The sequence below is a fragment of the Streptomyces sp. NPDC050416 genome, assembly GCF_044458845.1.
In the GTDB taxonomy this organism is placed as follows: Bacteria; Actinomycetota; Actinomycetes; order Streptomycetales; family Streptomycetaceae; genus Streptomyces.
The window spans coordinates 297966-315113 of the sequence record NZ_JBITII010000006.1; the positions used below are offsets into that span (position 1 = coordinate 297966).

The following is a 17148-nucleotide window of genomic DNA, read 5'->3' on the forward strand; positions in this document are numbered from 1 at the left end:
GGCAGCGGCCCACGCGAGGTGCTTGCTACCTCTGCTTGATCCGCAGGAACGTGACGGAGTTCGCCGGGAAGGTGTAGGTGAACTTCCGGTCCACCCCCCGGAACGTGGACGTCACCGGCGTCACCGGCGTGTCCGTCTCGGTGTTCACCGCGTCCTCGTCGGCGGCCAGCGTGGTCACGCGGGCCGTGGAGGCGACCTTCGCGCCACCCAGGTCGACGGCCGTACGGGCCTCGGCGGTCTGGGCGTTGACGACCTTGACGATCAGGTCACCGGTCCTGGCGTCCTTGGTGACGACCTGGCGGAACGGCTCGGCCGGCTTGTCGTCCTTGAAGGTGCCCCACTCCTTGCCGTCCAGGAACAGGGTGACCTGACGGCCGCGCACCTTGATGTCGATGTCGTAGGCGCGGCCCGTCTCGATCGACCCGGGCTTCGTCATCAGCGTGCCCTTGCCGCCGTCGACGGCCTGCTCGATCGCGGACTGGGTGTTGTTCCAGCCACCCAGGTTCCACCAGTAGTAGTTGCCGGTGTCCTTGACGCCGAAGGCGACGAGGAAGCCCTCCTTGCCGGACTTCTTGGTGGCCTTCACATGCAGGTCGTAGTCCTTCCAGGCCGGGTCGCCCGCCGTGACCATGGTGTTCTCGGCGGCCGCGTCGGTCTGGACGTACTGCCCGTCCTGGATGCTCCAGCTGCCGGCGCCGCTGTGCTTCCACTTCGAGGCGTCACCGGAGAAGTCGTCGCTGAGCAGCGTCGAGCCGTCCGCCGAGGTGACCTTCACGTCGTCGTACGCGGCGCTGGTAGCCCACGTGGACAGGCCGACGGCACCGGTGATCGGGCCGCTGACGTTCGGCGTGGTCGTTGCCTTCGACGGGACGACGCGGTCGCCGACGTTGGTCATGAACAGCTTCTGGACCTCGTAGTTGGCCGAGTTCCAGGAGGCGTGGTTGTTGAACCAGATCATGTCCGGCCGCCACTGCACGTAGTCCTCGTTGGCGAGCAGCGGGGCGTACGAGGCGAGCTTGACGATGTCCGCGTTGCGCTCCAGGCCGGTCATGAAGGCGGCCTCGGACAGGCCGTTCTTCCAGGCGTTGCCCTGGGAGGCGTACTCGCCGAGGAAGACCTTGGGACCCTTGCGGTCGTAGGAGTCGTAGCGGTCGTTGTTCTGGAGGAACCAGTTCGGGCTGTTGTAGTAGTGCTCGTCGACCATGTCGACCTTGTGCTCGCGGTTGAGCTGCCAGGCGGTGTCGAAGGTCGTGCCGGCGTCGTCCGGGCCCGAGTTCGAGATGACGGTGATGTCCGGGTACTTGGCCTTGATCGCAGCCCGGAACTGCTCGAAGCGGGCGAAGAACTCCTTGGGGAGGTTCTCCTCGTTGCCGACCCCGAGGTGGGTGAGGTGGAAGGGCTTGGGGTGGCCCATCTGCGCGCGGACCTTGCCCCACTTGGAGGTCGCCGGGCCGTTGGCGAACTCGATGAGGTCCAGGGTGTCCTGGATGTGCCGCTTGAGCAGGGCGTCGTCGTCGGTGGCCTTGTTCTGGCCGCAGCCGGTCACCAGGGCGGGGACGACGGGCAGCGGCATGGCGCCGATGTCCTCGGAGAAGCGGAAGTGCTCGTAGTAACCGAGGCCGTAACTCTGGTTGTATCCCCAGAAGTTGGAGTTGGTCGCGCGCTGCTCTACGGGCCCGATGGTGTCCTTCCACTGGTAGCTGCGCTTGCGCTGCCAGTTGGAGGCCTCGCTGAAGTCTTCCATGGAGCCGGTGTTGACCAGGCAGCCGCCGGGGAAGCGCACGAAGCCGGGCTTGAGGGCGGCGATCTTCTCGGCGAGGTCCTTGCGCAGGCCGTTCGGCTGGTTCTTGTAGGTGTCGCGCGGGAAGAGCGATATCTCGTCGAGCGCGGCGGCGTTCGACGAGGCCACGGCGAGGCGGCCGCGGTTGCTGGTGCGGCTCGCGGTGAAGGTGGCCTTGTACTTGGCCCAGCCGCCCTTGACGGCCACCTGCCGGGCGGTGGCCAGCGTGCCCGCCGCGTCCTTGAGGGAGACGGTCAGCGTGCTGCCGCTCTCCGCTCGGGCCCACACGGAGAAGTCGTACTTCTTGCCCTGCTCGACCCGGATGCCGGTGTTGTAGCCGGCGTTCGTCACGGAGGAACCGGCGCCCAGGGAGAGGTAGTTGCGGTTGCGCTCGTTGAGGCGGCCCGAGTCGTTCACGACCTCGGCCGTGCCGCCGACCGTCCACGAGGTCAGGGGCGTGTAGGAGCCGTTGTCGGCGGTGGAGTACTCGAAGGAGCGGTTCTGCACGAGCTCGGCGTACAGACCGCCGTCGGCGGCCCGGTTGATGTCCTCGAAGAAGACGCCGTACATCGTGTCGTCGATCGCCGCGCCCTTGGCGGACGGGTCGACGGTGATCGCGTAGTCGGTGACGTCCTCGGCGTGCGCGGGGGCCGGTACGAGGGCTGCTGCAGTCAGGAGGGCCGTGGCCGTGAGACCGACTCTCCATCGCGTGCGGGCGGTGCGTGGCATGGATACTCCGCGGCTCTCTGGTAGAGGAGTGTTCGAAATATCAGACATTGATCAGCACTTCGAACGGCAAGATAGGGAGGGGGCGGATGCGCGTCAATGGGTCGCGCAGCAACGGCTGGGACGGAGAGCGGTACGGGATGGGCGAGTTCTGGCCAGTGCCGGATGTACTGGCGTACCTGGCGGGGCGCTGGCGCGTGGCACGGTCGGTACGGGATCTCGCGAGCGGCGAGCAGGGGCAGTTCTCCGGAACCACCGTGTTCGCCCCGGAGGATGACGGAGGGCTGCTGCACCACGAGTCCGGCACGTTCGTCTGGCAGGGCGTCGCCCGGCCCGCCGAACGGACGCTGCGGTTCCTGCCGGGCCCGGGCGGCACGGCGGACGTGCGGTTCGCGGACGGGCGGCCGTTCCACGACCTGGACCTGACCTCAGGGCGGCACGTCGCCGACCACCCCTGCGCGGCGGACGTCTACCGGGGCGAGTTCACCGTCCGGGACGCGGACCACTGGCGGACGGTGTGGCACGTACGCGGCCCGGCCAAAGACCTCGTCCTGCGCACCGACTACGCGCGCGACGTCTGAGCCGGCACCCCGTCGAACCGCAGGTTCCAGCGTCCCGCCCGGCCCGTCACGGCGGTCGTGGACAGCGGGCGGACGTCGATGTTCCAGTATGTCGAGGGCGGTGCCTTCAGTGCGTACACCAGGGCGGCGCGGATCACGGACGGCTCGGCGACGGCCACCACCCGGCAGCCGTCCTCGACGGGCCGGGTGTCCAGCCAGCCGCCGACGCGGGTGATGAAGTCCACCAGCGACTCACCGCCGTGCGGTGTGGCGCGCGGGTCGGCGAGCCAGGCGTCCACCGCCTCCGGCTCCCGGGCCATCGCCTCGCCCAGGGTCAGCCCACGCCACCGGCCCATGTCACAGTCCCGCAGGCCCAGTTGCACCAGCGGCGCGTACCCGAGCCCGTCCCCCGTCGCACGGCTGCGCGGAGTCGGCGAGCAGTAGCGCAGCTCGGCCGCGGCGAGCGGCAGCAGCTCGTGTGCTACGCGCTCCACCTCACCCCAGCCGGCCTGGTCCAGCGGCCGGTCGTCCTCGAAGCGCTCGGCGAGCAGCGGGGAGCAGCGCGCGGCGGCGACGAACGTGACCCGAAGTGGCATGCGGTGATGGTGAGCGCCGCAAGTGCGCAGGTCAAGAGGTGTTACCTGGGAGTTACCCAGGGTGCACCGACCCTCACTGGTCGAAGACGAGAGCCATCCAGTGCTCGGGCCGCTCCAGCGCCGCGAACCCGAGCTTCGCGTAGACGCCGTGCGCGTCGTGCGTGGCGAGCAGGACCCGGCGCACCCCGTACTGCCGCAGCTCGTCCCGTACGGCCGCCACGAGCGCGGTGCCGACACCCTTGCCGCGCACCGACGGGTCGACGTACACGTCGCACAGCCACCCGAAGGTCGCCCGGTCGGTGATCACCCGGGCGTACGCCACCTGCTTCCCCGACACCGTGTCGTACACGCCGAAGTTGAGCGACCCCTCGATCGCCCGGTCCTGCTTCTCGCGGGGGCGGCCCAGCGCCCAGTACGCGTCGGTGGACAGCCAGTGGTGGACCCGCTCGGCGTCGATGCGGGTGGGGTCGGTGGAGATCTCGTAGCCCTCGGGCAGGCTCGGCGTATCGGTCATGACGGGATGCTGGCAGGTGAGCGGCCGGGCGTCGACCTCTTATCCCAGCACCTCGTCGCAGGCCGCGCGCAGCCGTCGTACGCCCTCCGCGATCTCCCCGGTTCCGGCGACCGCCGCGAAGCTCAGCCGGATGTGCGCGGCCGGCGGCTCGGCGCTGAAGTAGGGGCGGCCGGGGGTGATCGCGACGCCCGCGCGCAGGGCGGCCGCCACGAGGGCCGGCTCGTCCGTCCCGTCCGGCAGGCGCGGCCACAGGTGGTAGCCGCCGGACGGCACGTGCGGCAGGACCAGTTCCGGCAGGTGCTGCGCGAGCGCGGCGGTCATCACGTCCCGGCGCGCCTTCAACTCGGCGGACACCGCCCGCAGATGGCGCGGCCAGGCGGGCGAACCGACGAGTTCCAGTGCCGCCTCCTGAAGGGGCCGGGGCACGAAGAAGGTGTCGACGACCTGGATCGCGCGCAGCCGCTCCAGGACCGGGCCGCGCGCGGCCAGGGCGCTCACCCGGAAGCTCGGCGAGGTCGCCTTTGTCAGCGAGCAGACGTGGACGACGACACCGTCGGGGTCGTCGGCGGCCAGGGGGCGCGGCAACGGTCCCGTGTCCTCGTGCACGAGCCGGCGCACGAAGTCGTCCTCGACGACGAACGCGCCCGCCGCGCGGGCGATGCGCAGCACCTCGCCGCGCCGCTCGGGCGCGAGCACGGCACCGGTGGGGTTCTGGAAGAGCGGCTGGCAGACGAAGGCCGGGGCGCCGGTGGCCCGGAACGCGTCGGCGAGGAGCGCCGGTTTCACGCCGTCCACGTCCACCGGGACGGGCACCGGGCGCAGGCCCGCGGCACGGGCGATGGCGAGCATGCCGGGGTACGTCGGGGATTCGACGAGGACGGGGGCGCCGGGCGGGGCGAGGGCGCGCAGGGCAGTGGTGAGGGCGGACTGTCCGCCCGCGGTGACCAGCACCTCGGCGGCCGTGAAGGATCCGCCGATGCCGCGCGCGAACCACTCGCGCAGCTCCGGCAGCCCCTCCACGGGCGGGCGTCCCCAGGCGCCCGGGCGGCGTCCGGCGCGCGACAGGGCGGCGGCCATCGCGCGCTCCGGCTGCAACGAGGGGTGCAGATAGCCGCCGTTGAACTCGATCACGCCGGGTGGCGGGGCGGCCAGCGTGACGAGGACCCCGGAGGCGTCCACCGAGCGCGGCACGAGGTCGGCGGCACCGTCCGCGCTGAGCGCGACCTCCTGCCAGGAGGTGTCCCCGGCGGGGGCCGGTGCCGTCCGGGCCCGCGCGCGGAACGCGCCCGCGCCGGGCCGGGTGACGACCAGTCCCTCGGCGGCGAGCTGCGCCAGCGCCCGCGACACAGTCACGGGGCTCACCCGGAACCGCTCCACCAGGGCCCGGCTCGACGGCAGCTTTCCACCCGGCGAGTAGCGGTCGAGCTCCCGCCTCAGCTGTTCCGCCAGTTCACCAACGCTGCTACGCTCTTGCATGAGAGTACAGAGTAGCGCTACTACCACTTCCCGGATAGCAGTCACCGCGGAGCGGGAGCAGCGGCCCGGCCTCGGCACCCTCCAGGCCGCCCTGGGAGTCATCGCCTTCTCCCTCACCTTCCCCGCCACTGCCTGGGGTCTGGAGGGCTTCGGTCCCTGGTCGCTGGTCGCCGTCCGCAGCGTCCTGGCCGCGGTGATCGCGGGCGGTGCTCTGCTCGTCCTTCGTGTCCCGCTGCCCGCCCGGCGCCACTGGTTCGGCCTCGCGGTCGTCGCGGCCGGTGTCGTGCTCGGTTTCCCGCTGCTGACCACGCTCGCGCTGGAGACCTCGACCACCGCGCACGCCGCCGTCGTGGTCGGACTGCTCCCCCTGACCACCGCGCTGCTGTCCGCCCTGCGCGTCGGCACCCGGCCCTCGCGGACGTTCTGGGCGGCGGCTCTCGCCGGCGCGGCGGCGGTGCTGGCCTTCACCGTGCAGCAGAGCGGCGGCGCCCTGAGCAGGGCCGACCTGTACCTCTTCGCGGCGCTGCTGGTGTGTGCGGCCGGCTACACCGAGGGCGGCCGGCTGGCCCGGGTCATGCCGGGCTGGCACGTCATCGGCTGGGCGCTGGTGCTGTGCCTGCCGCTGACCGTGCCCGTCGCCGCGTTCGCCCTGGCGCAGGAGCCCGTGCACCTGAACGCGCACAGCGTCGCCGGACTGCTGTGGGTCGCGGCGGGCTCGCAGTTCCTCGGACTGGTCGTCTGGTACCGGGGCATGGCGGCTGTCGGCATCCCGAAGGCCAGCCAGTTGCAGCTCGCCCAGCCCCTGCTCACACTGGTGTGGTCGGTGCTGCTGCTGGGCGAGCACCTGCCGGTGGCCGCCCCGCTGACAGCCGTGGCGGTGCTGGTCTGCATCGCCGTCACACAACGGGCGCGCGGCTGAGCGGGGCCCGCGCGGCCCCTGCCGAGTCGCGTCCCCGGCCGTAGACTCAAAAGCCACGGACCGCTGCTCCACACCTCGTGAGGAGGCCCCAGATGCGCGCAACCGTGGGCGACCAGCTTGTCCAGCACGGCAGGGTGGTCGGTCAGCACGACAAGGTCGGCGAGATCGTCGAAGTGCTGGGCCAGGAGGGCAATCCCCCGTACCGCGTCCGGTTCGAGGACGGGCACGAGGGCGTGTGCTCGCCGGGACCCGACACCGAGATCCGGCACCGGGAGACCACCACCGGGCCGTGATTCAGCGCGGCGGCGTCGCCGGCTGCCCGTAGTGGTCGGCGACCACCCTCGCCATCCCCCCGATCCGATCGGCCGCCACGTCCCTGGCGGCGAAGAAGACGTGCCCGCGCACCTGCGCGTACTCCCTGGCCAGCGTCAGGTGCCGGGACAGCTCGGCCGGGTCCTGCCAGGCCGCGGGCTGCGCCGGGTCACCGGCCTTGTACAGCGCCTCCCCCACGTACAGCTGCGTCGAGCTGCCGCGCGCGACCTCCGCCCACCAGGGCAGCAGTTTCGCGTAGTCGGCGGCGGCGAAGCCGATGTTCCAGTACAGCTGCGGGACGATGTAGTCGATCCAGCTCTCGCGCACCCACTTGCGGGTGTCCGCGTGCAGGTCGTCGTAGGTCTGCACGCCCGCCCGGCTGTCCGAGCCGAGCGGGTCGGTGGCGGCGTTGCGCCACACGCCGAAGGGGCTGACGCCGAAGGGGGTGCCGGGCCGGACCTGCTTGACGCGCTCCGCCGTCTCGCGCACCAGCTTGTCGATGTTGTCCCGCCGCCACGCCGCCCGGTCCGGGAAGCCGCCGCCGTACTCCTCGTAGGCCTCGTCGTCGTCGAAGCTCTGGCCGGCCACCGGGTACGGGTAGAAGTAGTCGTCGAAGTGGACGCCGTCCACGGGGTACTTCTCCACCGCGTCGAGCATCGCGTCCTGCACGAAGCCCCGCACCTCGGGCAGCCCGGGGTTGTAGTAGAGCTTCCCGCCGTACGTCACCACCCAGTCCGGGTTCCTGCGGGCGGGGTGGCCGGCGGCGAGCCGGGCCGGCTCGGCGTGGGCGGCGACCCGGTACGGGTTGAACCAGGCGTGCAGCTTCAGGCCGCGGGCATGGGCCTCTTCCACGGCCGTGCCCAGCGGGTCCCAGCCGGGGTCCTTGCCCTGGGTGCCGGTGAGGTACTGCGACCACGGCTCGTACGGCGAGGGCCACAGGGCGTCCGCCGTGGGCCGGACCTGGAAGATCACCGTGTTGAGCCGGTTGCGGACCGCTCTGTCGAGGTGGGTGATCAGCTCGGCCCGCTGCTGTGTGGCGGTCAGGCCCGGCTTCGACGGCCAGTCCCGGTTGGCCATGGTGGCCAGCCACACGCCCCGCATCTCGCAGGCCACCCTGCCGTCACCCCCACCGGCCGGCTTGGGCGCGGCCGACGCCGGAGGCGTCATCGTGAAAGCCGACAGCGCCGCCAGCGCGAACGCCCTGCGTGACACTCGTCCCATCCGCATGCCCCAAAAAGCCGCGGATCCGCCCGGTCGCGGATCGCTCCGCGCCCAGCATGCCCGAAGCGGACGCGACCCCCGCGATCGATCATCGATACTTGGGAGTAACGTGCACGAACGGAGCAGGCACCGGGACCCGGAGCACCTGCCCGGAAGTGGATCAGCAGCGAAAGGGACGATGTGACGGACACCCCAGCGGGAGACATTGCACGCGTCGGAGTCGTGGGCTGCGGTCAGATGGGCGCGGGGATCGCCGAGGTGTGCGCCCGGTCCGGTCTGGACGTCATGGTCGCCGAGACCACCGGCGAGGCCTTGGAGATCGGCCGGACCCGGCTGTTCAACTCCCTGGCCAAGGCAGCCGAGCGCGGCAAGATCACCGAGGAGGAGCTGGAGGACACGCAGGCCCGTCTGAGCTTCACCACGGACCTCGGCGAGTTCGCCGACCGCGACCTGGTGATCGAGGCCGTCGTCGAGAACGAGCAGGTCAAGACCGAGATCTTCCAGGTGCTCGACCAGGTCGTGACCCGGCCCGACGCCATCCTGGCCTCCAACACCTCCTCCATCCCCCTGGTGAAGCTGGCGGTGGCGACCTCGCGGCCCGACCAGGTCATCGGCATCCACTTCTTCAACCCGGCCCCGGTGCAGAAGCTCGTCGAGCTGATCCCGGCCCTCACCACGTCCGAGGGCACGCTGAGCCGCGCCCAGCTGTTCACCGAGAAGGTGCTGGGCAAGCACGCGATCCGCGCCCAGGACCGCTCCGGCTTCGTGGTCAACGCGCTGCTGATCCCGTACCTGCTCTCCGCGATCCGGATGTTCGAGACGGGCATCGCCAGCCGCGAGGACATCGACAACGGCATGGAGATGGGCTGCGCCCACCCGATGGGCCCGCTGAAGCTCTCCGACCTCATCGGCCTGGACACGGTCGCCTCGGTGGCCCAGTCGATGTACGAGGAGTACAAGGAGCCCCTGTACGCCGCTCCCCCGCTCCTGCAGCGCATGGTCGACGCGGGCCGGCTGGGCCGTAAGACGGGGTCGGGCTTCTACACGTACGACTGACCGCCGGGCTGACGCCGGCATCTCAGCGCCGCCGCTCCTGCGGCCACGGCCGGAACCGGCGGCGTCCCCATTCGGCCGCCTGCTCGTTGAGGCGGCTGCGCAGCCAGCCCATCCAGAGGGCGAGCGGAGTGGTCACGAGAGCGAGCAGCAGCGCCGTGCCCCACCCCTGCCCGCCGGAGGAGAACCGGAGCACCACGACCGACAGCGCGTAGATCGCCAGCGCGTACGCCGCGTTCTTCTGCCACTTCGTCATGCGCCCCGGTACCCCCGAGGCTGATTACTGACGGTCAGAATCCGGCCAACCCACGGGCCCGGCACCGCAATTGGTGCCGGGCCCGCTGCATTCACACACCGTGTGCGCCCCGGGCTCGCATATGCCCGTCGCACACTCTCCCCAGGCGTCCACCAGGCGAGTTGACTCCCAGTGCGCATGCAAGGGATGTGCAACGACTACGGAAAGGAGCGGACTCGTGACCGTCGATCCCGAGCATCCGGTCGTCCATGGAGAACTCGCAGAGTTACGACGCCGCCTCGACGTGGCGTACGCCCGTGTCGAGGGCGGGCTGGCTCTGCTCAGCCACCGTACCGAGGAGACCGCCAAGGAACTCGACGAGCTCAACACCCGGATCAACTCACTGGAACACGCGCGCTGGCCGCTGCCCGCGGTCGCCGCCCTCACCGCCGTGGGTGCCCTCGTCGTGGCGATCTGGCAGGCACTGGGACGCTAGCTCAGGGCAACGCGTCCCGCCCGAGCCTGAGATGGTGCAGCAGCAGTAACGCGGCCGCCATGTTGGCGGCCGGGACCTCCCCGCGGGCGACCATGTCGGGGACGAGCTTGAGGGGAACCCATTCCCGGCGGTCCGACTCGAAGTCGTCCACGGGGTGCCCGACGTACTCGCCCTCGTCGGCCCAGTACACGTGGTGCCGGGCGTCGGTGAGTCCGTTGGACGGCTCCACGCTCATGAGGTGGTGCAGGGGTCCCGGCCGCCAGCCGGTCTCCTCCTCCAGTTCCCTGGCGGCCGCGCGGGCGATGTCCTCGCCGTCCTCGACGACGCCCGCCGCGAGTTCCCAGCCCCAGCTGTCGGTGATGAAGCGGTGCCGCCAGAGCAGCAGGACCTCGTTGGCCGCGTTCACGACCGTGGCCACGGCAACGGGCCGCAGCCGTATGAGGAAGTGGTCGAGGTGCCGGCCGTCCGGCAGTTCGACATCCGCGAGATTGACGCTGAACCAGCGGTTTGAGTACACAGCTTGTTCGTTGCGTTTCGTCCACTGCACGGTTCTGCCACCTTCCGTCGAGTAAGTGGCAATATCGCAGTAGGGACGTAAGGACAGCAGGCGCACAGGACGTCGCTCGGGATGACACGGGCGGCTGCGCCCGGGGCCTACAACGGTACGCGCAGGGCTCCGTCGATGAGTTCGGCGGCCTCGGCGGTGCCCGAGCAGCCACTGCGCACCAGGTGCTCCCGCACCGCGCGCAAACGGTCGCGCAGCCGCTGGGACTCCATGCCGCGGGCCTGCTCGGCCATCTGCACGGCGATGGCCACGGCCTTGTCCGCGTTGCCCTGCCGCAGTTCGATCGTGCTGAGCATGGCCAGCCGGTGCACCCGGCCGCGGTCGTGCGCCGGGTTGTCGACCGCGGCCGCGGCGTGCTCCCCGGCGGCCGCGATCTCCCCGAGGCTCAGCAGCGCCTCCGCCACCTGGACGTTGACCAGCCCCGGCTGGACGTACCCGGTCTCGTCGGGCTCGTAGCCGCGCCGGATGCGGGCCGCGGCCTGCTCGGCCCGCCGGATGCAGGACAGGGCGCTCGTGCCGTCCCCGAGATGCGCGTACGCCTTGGCCTGCATCGCGTACAGGTCGGAGGCGAGCGCCGGGGTGATGTGCTTGCCGGCGGCCCGCAGCGCGGCCTCCGCGAAGGCCACGGCCTGCCGGTACTCCCGCATGAACAGCGACTGGTTGACCAGCAGTGCGATGACGTAGGCGCCGAGCCCGCGGTCCCCGCTGGCCTTGGCGAGCCGCAGGGCCTGGTGGAAGTAGCGCTGCGCGAGGCCGTGCGCGTCGGAGTCGTAGGCGCAGATCCCGGCGACGGCCACCAGTCCACCCGTGGCGCGGTGGAGTTGACGGCCCGTCTCGTCGGTGTAGCTGCCGCGCAGCAGCGGCGCGGCCTCGGAGTTGAGGAAGCCGACGATGCGGGCCCGCGTCGCGATGCCCCCGGCCTTGCGGTACAGCTGCTCGTAGTGCGTGCGGGCGGCCCGCAGCATGTCGAGGTCGCCCGGGGTGACCCGGTGTCTGCCGCCGCGCGAGACGTCCACGTCCTCGGGCGGGTTCTCCCACTCCCACACGGGCATGACGGCGGGCGTGCCGGTGAGCGCGGGGGCGCCCAGGATGTGCGGGCGCTGCTGCTGGTCGGAGCGCCACAGGGCGGTGGCCCGCTCGACGAAGCCGGACAGCGAGCCGGTGTGCGCGGCGGACGGCTCCCCGGGCACGCCCAGGCCGATGTCGTCCAGGGTCACCTGCCGCTGCAGCCGGGCGGCGAGCACCTCGCAGATCAGGTCGGGCACCTGGCCCCGGGGGCGCTGCCCCTTCAACCACCGGGCGACGGCGGTGTGTTCGTACCGCAGGGACAGACCACGCGCCCGTCCCGCCTGGTTGACGTGTGCGGCCAGCCCCGCGTGCGAGATCCCGGCCTCGTCCAGGATCGCGTCGAGCAGAGTGTTGGGCTGCATGTGGGCCCCCCGGTGGCTCGGTGCGGCCAGATTAGTGGCTCCGCCTTCACACGGGGTGTGAACGGAGTGCTCGAATCCGCGCTGTGTGCGCACTGTCGCGGAGAGTCGTCAGCCGGTTGACTGAAATGCCTCGAAAGAGGCCGGGCGGGCCGCCGGCTCCCCCTCGTACAGTGCGGCGGCCCGCTTCCGCCGTCCGCCCGGCTGCCTGCCCGACACTCCGTGGCGGGGCGGACGGCTCCGCCGGGTGCGTCATCGCCGGTGGGGCAGGGATACGTCGTCGGCTGCGGGCGCGCTGTGGCCGGTCGCGCAGTTCCCCGCGCCCCTGAGGGACGTGCGCCGGCCGTTGGTGAGAACCATCAGGGCGATGTCGTCCGGCGGTGCGCCCCGGGTGTGATGCCGGAGGGCGGTGAGAATCCCGCGCAGCACGCTCTGCGACGACAGGGGCTCTCCCCGCACGACGCTCTTCACCACACTCGGCAGGGGGAAGAACCGGCCACGGGCATCCCTCGCGTCCTCGGCGCCGTCCGTGAAGAGGAACAGGGCGTCACCGTGGTCCAGGTACCCCAGCCCCACGGTGGGCAGGTCGGCCGGGAGCGGGAACAGGCCCAGGGGCGGGTACGGATCGGCCGGGGCGAGCCGGTCGACGTCCGTGCCGCTGAGCCGGTACGGCCACGGGTGCCCGCAGTTCAGGGCGGTCATCTCCCCGTCGGCACGGATCTCCACAAGCAGCAGGGTCACGAACTCCTCGGCGGCGCCCGCCGGTTGCTCCTGACGCAGATGCCGGGCCAGTGCGCGTTCCAGCCGGTGCAGCACACTGCCGAGGTCCTTCTCGTCGTGCGCGGCCTCACGGAAACAGCCGAGCACGGCGGCGACGGTCCCGAACGTCCCGATGCCGTGCCCTCGGACGTCTCCCATCACGGCCCGTACGCCGTACTCGGTGGCGACGACCTCGTACAGGTCACCGCCGATGGCCGCCCCACGCTCCGAGGGCAACTGCGCGGCGGCGATGTCCAGTCCGTCGACACACGGGGGCAGCGGCCTCAGCAGCGCGCGCTGGGCGGCGCCCGCGACGCGGCGCAATTGCCGCAGCTCGCGCGCCAGCGTCTGCCGCACATGGAGGATCAGCCCGGTACCGACCGCGAAGAACACGGCACTGGTGACGATCCGCGCTTCGAGGCCAGTCTCCTGGGCGAGCGGACAGGCCAGCTTGTACGTGACGGCCGCGGCGCCCCACACCGTCGGCAGACCGAGACTTCGCACCCGACCTCTGATGCGGATCATGCCGATGGCCCCCCAATAGGCCCCTGACACACAGAATCGGACCGGCCCACATGAGGCCGGTCCGATTCTGTCGACAGCACACCCGGAAGGGCAGGCTTACCTACCTTTACCACTCAAACGAGTGAGGTGACCCGCCTCAAGGGGCGCGGGGAACTGCGCGACCAGCCGCAACGAACCCGCAGCCGACACCACCGCACAGCCCCCAAGCCGCTAACTCCGCAACTCGGCGCCCACGCGCTCACCGGCAAGGGCCACCGCCGCATCGCGGGCCGCGGAAGCCTCATCCACGGTCAGCGTCCGGTCGGCCGCCCGGAACCGCAACGCGTACGCCAGGGACTTGCGCCCCTCCCCCAACTGCTCGGCGTTCTCGTACACGTCGAACAGGCGGATCGACTCCAGCAGCTCCCCGGCGCCCTCGCGCAGGGCCTCCTCGACCTCCGCAGCCGGAACGACCGCGTCGACGACCAGGGCGACATCCTGCGTGGCGACGGGGAACGTGGAGATCCGCGGCGCCCGCGCCGTGGCGTCACCCGCCGACTCGACCGCGTCCAGGTCGATCTCCATCGCGCAGGTGCGCTCCGGAAGGCCCAGCGCCTTCACCACGCGCGGGTGCAACTCCCCCGCGTGGCCCACGACGCGCTCGGCACCGTCCACGGTGATCGCGAGTTCGGCACACCGCCCGGGGTGCCACGGCCCGTACTGCCCCTTGCGGATGATCAGCTCGGCGCCGGCCTCACGGGCGACGGAACGCGCCGCCTCCACCGCGTCGGCCCAGTCGGCCGGACGGCCCTTGCCCCACCAGCCGGCCTGCTCCCGTGCTCCGGCGAGGACGACGGCGGCGTGCCGCGGCTGCTCGGGCAGCGCCGCGTCCAGCTCGGCGAGCTCCTCGTCGGTCGGGCGGCGGTCGACGGGCAGCACCGCGGCGATCCGCTGCTCCGCGCGCGGCCGGAAGACCAGGCCGGTCTCGAACAGCGCGAGGTCGTGCGAACCCCGGCCGTCGTTGCGCCGCAGCGCGGTGAGCAGGCCCGGCAGCAGCGTGGTGCGCAGCGCCGGCTCCTCGTCGCTCAGCGGGTTGCTGAGCTTGACGACGCGGCGGGCCGGGTCGTCCGCTTCGAGGCCGAGCTGGTCGAAGACCTGCTCGCCGATGAACGGGTAGTTCAGCGCCTCGACGTACCCGGCACCGGCCAGGGCACGGCCGACGCGGCGGTGCAGCCGCTGCCGATCGGTCAGGCCGAGACCGGCCGGCGGCTTGGGCAGCGTGGAGGGCAGGTTCTCGTAGCCCTCCAGGCGGATGACCTCTTCGGCCAGGTCGTTCGGGTCGGTGAGGTCGGGGCGCCAGGACGGCACAGTGACGATCAGCTCGTCCTGCCCGTACACGTCGCAGCCGATCTCCTGGAGCCGCCGTACGACGGTCTCCCGGCCGTACGCGACACCAGCGACCTTGTCCGGGTGGTCCGCCGGGATCGTGATGGTGCGGGGCGCGGTCGGGGCGAGGACCTCGGTGACGCCGGCCTCGGCGGTACCGCCCGCGAGCAGGACCAGCAGGTCCACCGTGCGCTGCGCGGCGGCAGCGGCGGCCTGCGGGTCGACACCGCGCTCGAAGCGCCGGGACGCCTCGGAGGACAGCTTGTGGCGGCGGGCCGTGCGCGCGATCGACACCGCGTTGAAGTGGGCGGCCTCGATGACGATGTCGGCCGTGGCGTTCTCGGTGTCGTCGTGGTCGGCGATCTCCGTGTTGGCGCCGCCCATGACACCGGCGAGGCCGATGGGGCCGCGGTCGTCGGTGATCACCAGGTCCTCGGCGTCCAGCGTGCGCTCGACACCGTCGAGGGTGGTGAGCTTCTCGCCCGGCTCGGCCCTGCGCACACCGATCGTGCCCTGGACCAGGCCGCGGTCGTAGGCGTGCAACGGCTGGCCGAGCTCCATCATCACGTAGTTGGTGACGTCGACGGCGAGCGAGATCGGGCGCATGCCGACCTTCTGGAGCCGGCGCTGGAGCCAGATCGGCGAGCGGGCCTCGGCGCTCAGGCCGGTGACCGTGCGGGCCGTGAAGCGGTCGCAGCCGGTGGGGTCGGAGATCCGCACCGGGTAGCCGTACGCGTTCGGGGCGGGCACGTCCAGCAGGGCCGGGTCGCGCAGCGGCAGGCCGTAGGCGATGGCGGTCTCGCGGGCGATGCCGCGCATCGACAGGCAGTAGCCGCGGTCGGGCGTGACGGCGATGTCGAGGACCTCGTCGACCAGCTCCAGCAGCTCGATCGCGTCCTTGCCGACCTCGGTCTCCGGGGGCAGCACGATGATGCCCTTGGTGCCGTCGTCGCCCATGTTCAGCTCGTCGCTGGAGCAGATCATGCCGCGGGACATCTTGCCGTAGGTCTTGCGCTCGGCGATCTGGAAGTCACCGGGCAGGACGGCACCCGGGAGCGCCACGACGACCTTGTCGCCGACGGCGAAGTTGCGGGCGCCGCAGACGATCTCCTGGGGCTCGCCGGTGCCGTTGGCCTGACCCACATTGACGGTGCAGAAGCGGATCGGCTTCTTGAACTCCGTCAGCTCCTCGATGGTCGCGACCTGGCCGACCACCAGGGGCCCCTTGAGGTCGGCGCCGAGCTGCTCGACGGTCTCGACCTCCAGACCGGCCGAAATGAGCTTGGCCTGGACGTCGCGGCCGGTCTCGGTGGCCGGCAGGTCGACGTACTCCCGCAGCCAAGAAAGCGGGACCCGCATCAGATCTCCATCCCGAACGGCCGGGTGAACCGGACGTCACCCTCGACCATGTCTCGCATGTCCTCGACGTTGTGGCGGAACATCAGCATCCGCTCGATGCCGAACCCGAAGGCGAAGCCGCTGTACCTCTCGGGGTCGACGCCGCAGGCGGTGAGCACCCGCGGGTTGACCATGCCGCAGCCGCCGAGCTCGATCCAGCCCTCGGAGGAGCAGGTGCGGCAGGGCCGGTCGGGGTTACCGGCGGACTCGCCCTTGCACACGTAGCAGAGCATGTCCATCTCGGCGCTCGGCTCGGTGAACGGGAAGTAGGCGGGCCGCAGCCGGGTCTCCATGTCCGCGCCGAACAGGGCCTGGACCATGTGGTCCATCGTGCCCTTGAGGTCCGCCATCGTCAGGCCCTCGTCCACCGCGAGCAGCTCGATCTGGTGGAAGACGGGCGTGTGCGTGGCGTCCAGCTCGTCGGTACGGAACACCCGGCCGGGGCAGACGATGTAGACCGGCAGCTCACGGTCGAGCAGCGCACGGGCCTGCACCGGTGAGGTGTGGGTGCGCAGCACGACGCCGGACCCGGACTCCTCGGTGCCCTTGGGGCCCTGCACGAAGAAGGTGTCCTGCATCTGCCGGGCCGGGTGGTCGGGCAGGAAGTTCAGGGCGTCGAAGTTGAACCACTCCGCCTCGGCCTCCGGCCCCTCGGCGACCTCGTAGCCCATGGCCACGAAGACGTCCGCGACCCGCTCCATCATCGTGGTGAGCGGGTGCCGGGCGCCGGCCGGTACGCGGTCGTAGGGCAGGGTGACGTCCACCGCCTCCTCGACCAGCACACGGGCGTCCCGCTCGGCCTCCAGTTCCGCCTGACGGGCGGCGAGGCCCTTGTTGACGGCGCCACGGGCCTGCCCGACGCGCTTGCCGGCGTCGGCCTTGGCGTGCGGAGGCAGGGCGCCGATCTCGCGGTTGGCGAGGGCCAGCGGGGAGGCGGGGCCGGTGTGGGCGACCTTGGCCTCGTGGAGCGCGTCGAGGGAGTCCGCGGCGGCGAAGGCGGCGAGCGCCTCGTCCCGCATGCGCTCGATCTCTTCCGGTTTCAACGCCTCGACCTCTACAGGGTCGTACGACTTATTCGGTGCCGACATCTCTTCCCGTGCTTCCGATTGGCTGGCTGGAGGTCCCCGTCACCGACTCCGACGGCCGTCTGCGGGACACAAAGGTGCCAAGGGCCGAGTCTAACGGGGTGGAGGGCCCCTCTAGGACCGGGCGCCCGGTCCT

16 protein-coding genes are annotated in these 17148 nt (G+C 71.4%); 5 read left to right on the forward strand and 11 right to left on the reverse strand.

Features of this window, described 5'->3' with window-relative positions:
* Positions 1-25: 25 nt before the first annotated feature.
* Entirely contained in the window at positions 26-2509 is a 2484-nt protein-coding gene (locus ACIBL4_RS21040; protein ID WP_399412191.1) for an alpha-L-arabinofuranosidase C-terminal domain-containing protein, read from the reverse strand.
* A 137-nt stretch (positions 2510-2646) separates the two neighbouring features.
* Between ACIBL4_RS21040 and ACIBL4_RS21045 the strand changes: the two genes are divergently transcribed.
* Positions 2647-3087, forward strand: a complete 441-nt coding sequence (locus tag ACIBL4_RS21045; protein ID WP_399412596.1) for a DUF6314 family protein — start codon at positions 2647-2649, stop codon at positions 3085-3087.
* Here the strand turns inward: ACIBL4_RS21045 and ACIBL4_RS21050 are convergent.
* The 3 genes from ACIBL4_RS21050 to ACIBL4_RS21060 form a co-directional block, all read right to left on the reverse strand.
* A complete protein-coding gene (locus tag ACIBL4_RS21050; protein ID WP_399412193.1) occupies positions 3069-3662 on the reverse strand; it encodes a histidine phosphatase family protein in 594 nt (197 codons plus the stop codon). The two genes, ACIBL4_RS21045 and ACIBL4_RS21050, sit on opposite strands and share 19 nt — an antisense overlap.
* A gap of 73 nt (positions 3663-3735) precedes the next feature.
* Entirely contained in the window at positions 3736-4176 is a 441-nt protein-coding gene (locus ACIBL4_RS21055) for a GNAT family N-acetyltransferase (protein WP_399412195.1), read from the reverse strand.
* Positions 4177-4215: 39 nt separating this feature from the next.
* Positions 4216-5652 (reverse strand): PLP-dependent aminotransferase family protein, encoded by a 1437-nt coding sequence (locus tag ACIBL4_RS21060; RefSeq protein WP_399412197.1) that lies wholly within the window; start codon positions 5650-5652, stop codon positions 4216-4218.
* Between ACIBL4_RS21060 and ACIBL4_RS21065 the strand changes: the two genes are divergently transcribed.
* Both ACIBL4_RS21065 and ACIBL4_RS21070 read left to right on the forward strand, forming a co-directional pair.
* Positions 5651-6571 carry a DMT family transporter gene (locus tag ACIBL4_RS21065; RefSeq protein ID WP_399412199.1) on the forward strand — a complete coding sequence of 307 codons (921 nt, stop codon included), beginning with the start codon at positions 5651-5653 and terminating at the stop codon, positions 6569-6571. The two genes, ACIBL4_RS21060 and ACIBL4_RS21065, sit on opposite strands and share 2 nt — an antisense overlap.
* A 92-nt stretch (positions 6572-6663) precedes the next feature.
* Positions 6664-6864, forward strand: coding sequence for a DUF1918 domain-containing protein (locus ACIBL4_RS21070; protein ID WP_010045242.1), 201 nt, complete (start codon positions 6664-6666; stop codon positions 6862-6864).
* 1 nt (position 6865) lies between these two features.
* Here the strand turns inward: ACIBL4_RS21070 and ACIBL4_RS21075 are convergent, their stop codons facing one another.
* On the reverse strand, positions 6866-8104 hold the full coding sequence (locus ACIBL4_RS21075) for a glycoside hydrolase family 10 protein (RefSeq protein WP_399412201.1): 1239 nt from the start codon (positions 8102-8104) through the stop codon (positions 6866-6868).
* Positions 8105-8284: 180 nt separating this feature from the next.
* On the opposite strand from ACIBL4_RS21075, the gene ACIBL4_RS21080 reads away from it, so the two are divergent.
* The gene (locus tag ACIBL4_RS21080; RefSeq protein ID WP_399412203.1) at positions 8285-9160 is read left to right on the forward strand and encodes a 3-hydroxybutyryl-CoA dehydrogenase; all 876 of its coding nucleotides are present in this window, start codon (positions 8285-8287) and stop codon (positions 9158-9160) included.
* A 22-nt stretch (positions 9161-9182) separates the two neighbouring features.
* Here ACIBL4_RS21080 and ACIBL4_RS21085 read toward each other — a convergent pair whose 3' ends face one another.
* Positions 9183-9413, reverse strand: coding sequence for a hypothetical protein (locus ACIBL4_RS21085; protein ID WP_399412205.1), 231 nt, complete (start codon positions 9411-9413; stop codon positions 9183-9185).
* A 217-nt stretch (positions 9414-9630) separates the two neighbouring features.
* Between ACIBL4_RS21085 and ACIBL4_RS21090 the strand changes: the two genes are divergently transcribed.
* Entirely contained in the window at positions 9631-9888 is a 258-nt protein-coding gene (locus ACIBL4_RS21090; RefSeq protein WP_010045250.1) for a hypothetical protein, read from the forward strand.
* A 1-nt stretch (position 9889) separates the two neighbouring features.
* On the opposite strand, the gene ACIBL4_RS21095 is transcribed toward ACIBL4_RS21090, so the two are convergent.
* The 5 genes from ACIBL4_RS21095 to pheS all read right to left on the reverse strand — a co-directional run bounded on the left by ACIBL4_RS21095 (position 9890) and on the right by pheS (position 17015).
* Complete coding sequence (locus ACIBL4_RS21095; RefSeq protein WP_399412207.1) at positions 9890-10435, reverse strand: NUDIX hydrolase; 546 nt, start codon at positions 10433-10435, stop codon at positions 9890-9892.
* Positions 10436-10542: 107 nt separating this feature from the next.
* The gene (locus ACIBL4_RS21100) at positions 10543-11883 is read right to left on the reverse strand and encodes a transcriptional regulator (RefSeq protein ID WP_399412209.1); all 1341 of its coding nucleotides are present in this window, start codon (positions 11881-11883) and stop codon (positions 10543-10545) included.
* A 249-nt stretch (positions 11884-12132) separates the two neighbouring features.
* A complete protein-coding gene (locus ACIBL4_RS21105) occupies positions 12133-13164 on the reverse strand; it encodes a PP2C family protein-serine/threonine phosphatase (RefSeq protein WP_399412211.1) in 1032 nt (343 codons plus the stop codon).
* A 210-nt stretch (positions 13165-13374) separates the two neighbouring features.
* Positions 13375-15888: a phenylalanine--tRNA ligase subunit beta gene (gene pheT / locus ACIBL4_RS21110; RefSeq protein WP_399412213.1), complete on the reverse strand. Its 2514-nt coding sequence runs from the start codon at positions 15886-15888 to the stop codon at positions 13375-13377.
* A complete protein-coding gene (gene pheS / locus ACIBL4_RS21115) occupies positions 15888-17015 on the reverse strand; it encodes a phenylalanine--tRNA ligase subunit alpha (protein ID WP_399412215.1) in 1128 nt (375 codons plus the stop codon). The genes pheT and pheS overlap by 1 nt, the downstream gene beginning before the upstream one ends.
* Positions 17016-17148 lie beyond the last annotated feature (133 nt).